The 5,251-nt window shown below is 70.7% G+C and carries 7 protein-coding genes; all 7 read right to left on the reverse strand.

What is annotated here, in order from left to right; all coding sequences use genetic code 11:
* Window positions 1-789 (reverse strand): non-homologous end-joining DNA ligase (ligD, locus tag VIP82_RS02495; RefSeq protein ID WP_331905713.1); only part of this gene is annotated, 789 nt, incomplete at its 3' end.
* A gap of 51 nt (window positions 790-840) precedes the next feature.
* Window positions 841-1,131 carry a DUF2277 domain-containing protein gene (locus VIP82_RS02500; protein ID WP_056008142.1) on the reverse strand — a complete coding sequence of 97 codons (291 nt, stop codon included), beginning with the start codon at window positions 1,129-1,131 and terminating at the stop codon, window positions 841-843.
* A 38-nt stretch (window positions 1,132-1,169) separates the two neighbouring features.
* A complete protein-coding gene (locus tag VIP82_RS02505; protein WP_331905714.1) occupies window positions 1,170-1,955 on the reverse strand; it encodes a lysophospholipid acyltransferase family protein in 786 nt (261 codons plus the stop codon).
* A 61-nt stretch (window positions 1,956-2,016) separates the two neighbouring features.
* The gene (locus VIP82_RS02510) at window positions 2,017-2,523 is read right to left on the reverse strand and encodes a nitroreductase family deazaflavin-dependent oxidoreductase (protein WP_331905715.1); all 507 of its coding nucleotides are present in this window, start codon (window positions 2,521-2,523) and stop codon (window positions 2,017-2,019) included.
* Between the two features lie 50 nt (window positions 2,524-2,573).
* Entirely contained in the window at window positions 2,574-3,635 is a 1,062-nt protein-coding gene (locus VIP82_RS02515) for a YihY/virulence factor BrkB family protein (RefSeq protein ID WP_331905716.1), read from the reverse strand.
* 131 nt (window positions 3,636-3,766) lie between these two features.
* On the reverse strand, window positions 3,767-4,573 hold the full coding sequence (locus tag VIP82_RS02520; RefSeq protein WP_331905717.1) for an aggregation-promoting factor C-terminal-like domain-containing protein: 807 nt from the start codon (window positions 4,571-4,573) through the stop codon (window positions 3,767-3,769).
* Between the two features lie 298 nt (window positions 4,574-4,871).
* Window positions 4,872-5,251, reverse strand: a 380-nt coding sequence (locus tag VIP82_RS02525) for an aggregation-promoting factor C-terminal-like domain-containing protein (RefSeq protein ID WP_527250124.1), incomplete at its 5' end; no start/stop codon positions are given.

The following is a 5,251-nucleotide window of genomic DNA, read 5'->3' on the forward strand; positions in this document are numbered from 1 at the left end:
CTCGAGCTCGTCCCATTCGAGCGGGCACGACACCGACGCCGTCGGCAACGGGCGCGGGCAGTAGGCGCCGGCCATCGTGCGGTCGCGATTCGCCTGGTTGTAGTCGATGAAGATGCGGTCGCCGCGCTCCTCCTTCCACCAATTGGTGGTGACCTCGTCGGGCATGCGACGTTCGAGTTCGCGCCCGAGGGCGATGACGGCGTGCCGCACGTCGAGGAACTCGTGCTCGGGCTCGATGGGCGCGAACACGTGGATGCCTCGACTGCCCGAGCTCTTCACGAACGCGGTCAGGCCGACCTCGCCGAGCAGCTTCCGCAACTCCATCGCGACGGGCGTCGCCTCGGCGAATCCCGTGCCGGGCTGCGGGTCGAGGTCGATGCGCAACTGGTCGGGGTTGTCGGGGTTCTCGGCACGAGACGCCCACGGGTGGAAGACGATCGTGTTCATCTGCGCGGCCCAGACCGCACCGGCGGGCTCGTCGATGACGAGCTGCGGATGCGTGCGCCCGCTCGGATAGGTGACCGGCACCGACCGCACCCAGTCGGGTGCACCCTTCGGCGGGTTCTTCGAGAAGAACTGCTCGCCGTCGACCCCGCCCGGGAATCGTTGCAGCGACACCGGGCGATCGCCGTTGGCCTCGACGAACGGGGCGCCCACGGCGATGAAGTACTCGGCGAGCTCGAGCTTGGTGATGCCGGCCTCCGGCCAGATCACGCGCGTCGGACTCGAGATCCGCACGTCGCGATCGCCGTGCGGACCGGGGACGGTGAGAGTGACGGCATCTGCCATGGAGGCGACGCTACTCCCCTCGAGGGTGACCTGCTCCGGCGCCGCGGCGCGTCACGCGATCTGCGCCGTCGCCTGCGTCGCGTATCGTCGGGCGGCGCGCTCCCTCGCCTTCGCGGCCTCCTCGTCGCGGTTCTTCGGCGGCGCAGTGGTCACGAGGTCGTCGAGCAGGTGACGGGTCACGTGCGCGATCTCGGCCACGGCGCGGTCGAACGCCTCGGCGTTGGCCTTCGAGGGTTTCGTCGAACCGCTCACCTTGCGCACGAACTGCAGCGCCGCGGCGTGCACCTCGTCGTCGGTGGTGGCGGGCTCGAAATTGTGGAGGGTGTGGATGTTCCTGCACATGCCACGAGCCTAACCCGCAGCGTCGAGGATGTCTCGGCTCAGTGCTTTCCGTCGCGGGCGGCGCGAGCCGCCTCTCGGGCGGCGTCCCGCGCGGCATCCGCCGCAGCGGCCTCTTCGGGCGTCGGTGCTGTGCCACCGAGCGACCGCGGCTGCCACCACGTGCCCGTGCCGTCGACCGGGTACTCGGCCTGCAGTCGATCGACCATGCGCTGCAGGGTCGCGCGAAGCCGCTCGGTCACGGTGTGCGGATCCTCATCGGCGGCGACCGCGATCGGCTCGCCGAACGCGAAGCTCACGGGCACGCCGAACCGCTCGAAGAACTTCACCTTGCGACCCTTGGTCATGAGCCGGTGACCGCCCCAGACGGCCACCGGGATGATCGGCACCCCGGCCTCGGCCGCGAGTCGCGCCGCACCGGTCTTGAGCTCGCGCACCGTGAACGACGCGCTGACCCCGGCCTCGGGGAAGACGCCGAGGAGTTCACCGTCGCGGAGCGAGGCGACCGCCTTCGCGTACGCGGCGGCTCCGGCCTTCATGTCGACCGGGATGTGCTTCATGCTGCGCAGCATCGACCCGACGATCGGCTTGTCGAACACGCCCTGCTTCGCCATGAATCGGATGCGCCGGCGGTTGGCGAGCCACGTCGCCCACTCGACGAGCGCGAATTCGAAGTAGCCGAAGTGGGTCATGGCGACCACCGCGCCGCCGGTCGTCGGCACGTGCTCGGCGCCGGTCACGCTGCGCTTCAACCCCCAGAAGCCGAACAGCGCGCGCCCGGCGACGATCGCCGTGCTGTAGATCGGGTCACTCGGGCGTCGCGTCATACGCCCAGCGTAAAGCGTGGCGCTGAGCGCGGCCTGCGTCCGGGCGGGCCGTGTCGAGACGTCACATCGACGCGTGATGCGCGTCGGCGACCGGCTGCAGGAGGAAGAGCCGCACGACCCGACCGGACTCCCGTTCGTAGGCCCGGTACCCCGGCCACTGCGCCTCGATGCGCTCCCATGCAGCGTCGCGCTCGTCATCGGTGATGCGGCTCGCACGCACCGGCATCCTCCTGCCCCGTACCGTGATCGCGGCATCGGGATGCGCGATCAGGTTGTACGTCCACCCGGGATGGCGGTCGCGGGCGAAGCTCGTGCCGGCGACGATCGCGCGGCCGTGCCCGTCGGGCGTGTACATGAGCGCGGAGTCGCGTGGTTCGCCCGATTTCGCCCCGGTGGAGTGCAGCACGAGCGACGGCACGAGCAGCGCGCTCAGCTGCACCCGCCCGCCCGAGACGGCGGCGATCGCGCGCTCGACCGGCGGGAGCACGCGAGGGGCGCACCAACGGAAGACCCGCGTGCGGGTCAGGGGCGACACCACGGAGCGGACGAGCTGCAGCACGGTCGGCATCCACCCATTGTGTCGTGGGAGGCGCCCGACGTCACGACAGGTTCTCGCCGTCAGGAGCTCTCGGCGCGCTCCTTCTCGACGGCCTCCCGCGCGGCGACGACTTCCGCCGCGGCATCCGTCGCCCGGCGCTCCGCCCGCTGCAGGCGCCGGATGGCGATCGTCGGGGCGCCGTACTTCGCACTCACGCGATCGTGCTCGTCGTCGACGCCGGTCACGATGTAGGCGCCGGCGATGAGGATGACCTGGCTCGAGAGGTTCAGCCAGATGAGCAGTGCGATGAGCGAACCGAACGAGGCGAGGAGCGGATTGCTCGCGGCCCCGCCCACGAAGAGACCGGAGAGCACCTGCAGCACCGAGAGCCCGACGGCGCCGAGCAGCGCGCCGCTCCAGAGCGAGCGCGCGCTCGGCCGCATGCCGGACAGCACGCGGAACATGACCGCGATCAGGAGCGCGTCGATGGCGAAGGTGACCGCGATCGACACGAACCGGGACGAGGCGTCGAGGACCGCGTCGTGGCTCGAGATGCCGAGCCAGCCGAGCAGGGTGCCGAGCGCGCTCGTGCTGAAGACCGTGACCGCGGCGGCGGCGGCGAAGGCCGCGCCGAACCCGATCGCGAGGAGGAGGTCGCGGAACATGACCCAGATGAAGAAGGTCTGGTCGTCGGGCTGCGATCCCAGCCTGCGGAAGGCGGTGCGCAGCGACCCGATCGCACCGATGGCTGCGCCGATGAGACCCACGAGCGCGAGGACTCCGGCGATGCTGAGCGTCAGCGGTTGCACGAGGTCGTCCGTGGCGATCAGCCCGCCGTCGCCGAACAGGCCGGGGATGGCGGCGTCGATCGACACGACGAGTGCCTCGAGCGCGTCGGGATTGCCCGAGAGCCAGACGCCCGCGATCGCGAAGCCGAGGAAGACGCCCGCGAAGATCGAGAAGAGCACGCGATAGGTGACGCTGTCGGCGAGCATCGCGCCGTGTCGCTCGAGGTAGAGCAGGAAGGCCCGAACCGGCTTCAGTTGGAGGGCCCACGCCGTCACCCGGGCGCCGAACGCGATGACTCCGGCGAACGGCCCCCGTTTCGCACCCTTCCCGACCGTTCCCCCGTGCTCGTCCATGTCGTCAGGCTACCGAGGCGCCCACCCTTCGCGCAGTGGTTGACATGCGGCGAAACTCGACCCGCTGACGCGAAACGGCGGCGCCGCGGGCCTCAGCCCGACGTCGCCGCCGTCTCGTCGATCGATCGGACTCAGTACCAGCCGGCCGACTCCGAGTGGTCCCACGCGCCGCACGGCGTGCCGTACCGGCCCGCGATGTAGCCGAGGCCCCAGGTGATCTGCGTGGCGGGGTTGGTCTGCCAGTCGCTGCCGGCCGTGCCCATCTTGCTGCCGGGCAGGGCCTGCGGGATCCCGTAGGCGCCACTCGAGGAGTTCGATGCGTAGACGTTCCAGCCCGACTCGCGGTCCCACAGCGAGACGAGGCAGCCGAACTGGTCGTCGCCCCACCCGTACTGCGCGGCCATGAGGTCGCGGGCGATCGCCTGTGCGCCGCTCGGGTTCGCCGGTCCGGTCGGACGTGATCCCGTCGACGGCGCCGCCGCCGACTCGGCCTCGGCGGCCGCAGCAGCAGCTGCCGCGGCGGCAGCTGCGGCAGCAGCGGCCTGCTCAGCGGCGATGCGATCGGCCTCGGCCACCGCGGCGCGCACCGGCGCAGCATGCGCCTCGATGCGGTCGGCGAGTTCGAAGACGCGCTCGGGTGCCAGCAGGCGGTAGTTGCCGAGTGCGGCGGTCGAGGAGGCGAGCTGCGAGGAATCCGCCTTGCCCTGCGCGGCGACGAGCGTGTCGTTCGCTGCGGCGAGCGTGTCGTTCGCGGTCTTGACCGCACGCGCTTCGAGGATGCCGGCGTGCGAGCCGAGCTGCTCCACATCGAGGTTCGCGGCGTCGCGCAGGGCGTCGGTCTCGGCGATGCTGTCGTTCGTCGCGGCGACGGCGGACTGCACGGCGAATCCCGTGCCGACCATGGCGCCGATGGCGACGACGGCGCCCGCTGCGAGCATGGGGCCGCTCCTCCAGAGGGGGTGATTCCGGCGCGCCCGTGGGCGGAGGGCTTCGGTCTGTCGAGCTTCGGACGAGGTGTTTTCAGAAGATGAAGGCTGGTTCTGCATGACTTTCACACGGCGGATCATCTCGGCGCAGAGCGCTGGACGACCCTTGTTCGACGTTCCACGAGCGGGGGCGCCCGGGCGAAGTGGCCAGTCTGCCGAGGCGTTCTGGACAGAACCTCAGCTTCTCCTGTGAAAGTCATGCGAATGGACGACCGCGTGCGACGGCTGCTGTAGCGGATCCGACTTGCGATCAGTACCAGTTGTTCGCCTGGAAATGCGCCCACGCATCGCACGGCGTGCCGTACCTTCCGGCGATGTATCCGAGTCCCCAGCTGATCTGCGTGGCCGCGCTCGTCTGCCAGTCCGCGCCCGCCGACGACATCTTGCTGCCCGGCAGTGCCTGCGGTATCCCGTAGGCGCCGCCCGGGTTGCCCGCCGTGACGTTCCACCCGGATTCCTTGTTCCAGAGCGCCACGAGGCAGCCGAACTGGTCATCGCCCCACCCGTAGCGGGCGGCCATCATGTCGCGCGCGATGACCTGCGCCTCGTTCGGGTTCGCGGGCACCGCCGGTGCGGGGCCTCCGGCCGAAGGCGGCTTCGCGGCGTCGCGCTCGGCCGCTGCGCGTTCGG

The organism is Microbacterium sp. (assembly GCF_036566905.1).
Taxonomy (GTDB): Bacteria; Actinomycetota; Actinomycetes; order Actinomycetales; family Microbacteriaceae; genus Microbacterium.

Bases quoted from the DNA above. Each gene is read 5' to 3' on its own strand.
- VIP82_RS02500 (WP_056008142.1), bottom strand. From the start codon at position 1,131: ATGTGCAGGAACATCCACACCCTCCACAATTTCGAGCCCGCCACCACC.
- VIP82_RS02505 (WP_331905714.1), bottom strand. From the start codon at position 1,955: ATGACGCGACGCCCGAGTGACCCGATCTACAGCACGGCGATCGTCGCC.
- VIP82_RS02510 (WP_331905715.1), bottom strand. From the start codon at position 2,523: ATGCCGACCGTGCTGCAGCTCGTCCGCTCCGTGGTGTCGCCCCTGACC.
- VIP82_RS02515 (WP_331905716.1), bottom strand. From the start codon at position 3,635: ATGGACGAGCACGGGGGAACGGTCGGGAAGGGTGCGAAACGGGGGCCG.
- VIP82_RS02520 (WP_331905717.1), bottom strand. From the start codon at position 4,573: ATGCTCGCAGCGGGCGCCGTCGTCGCCATCGGCGCCATGGTCGGCACG.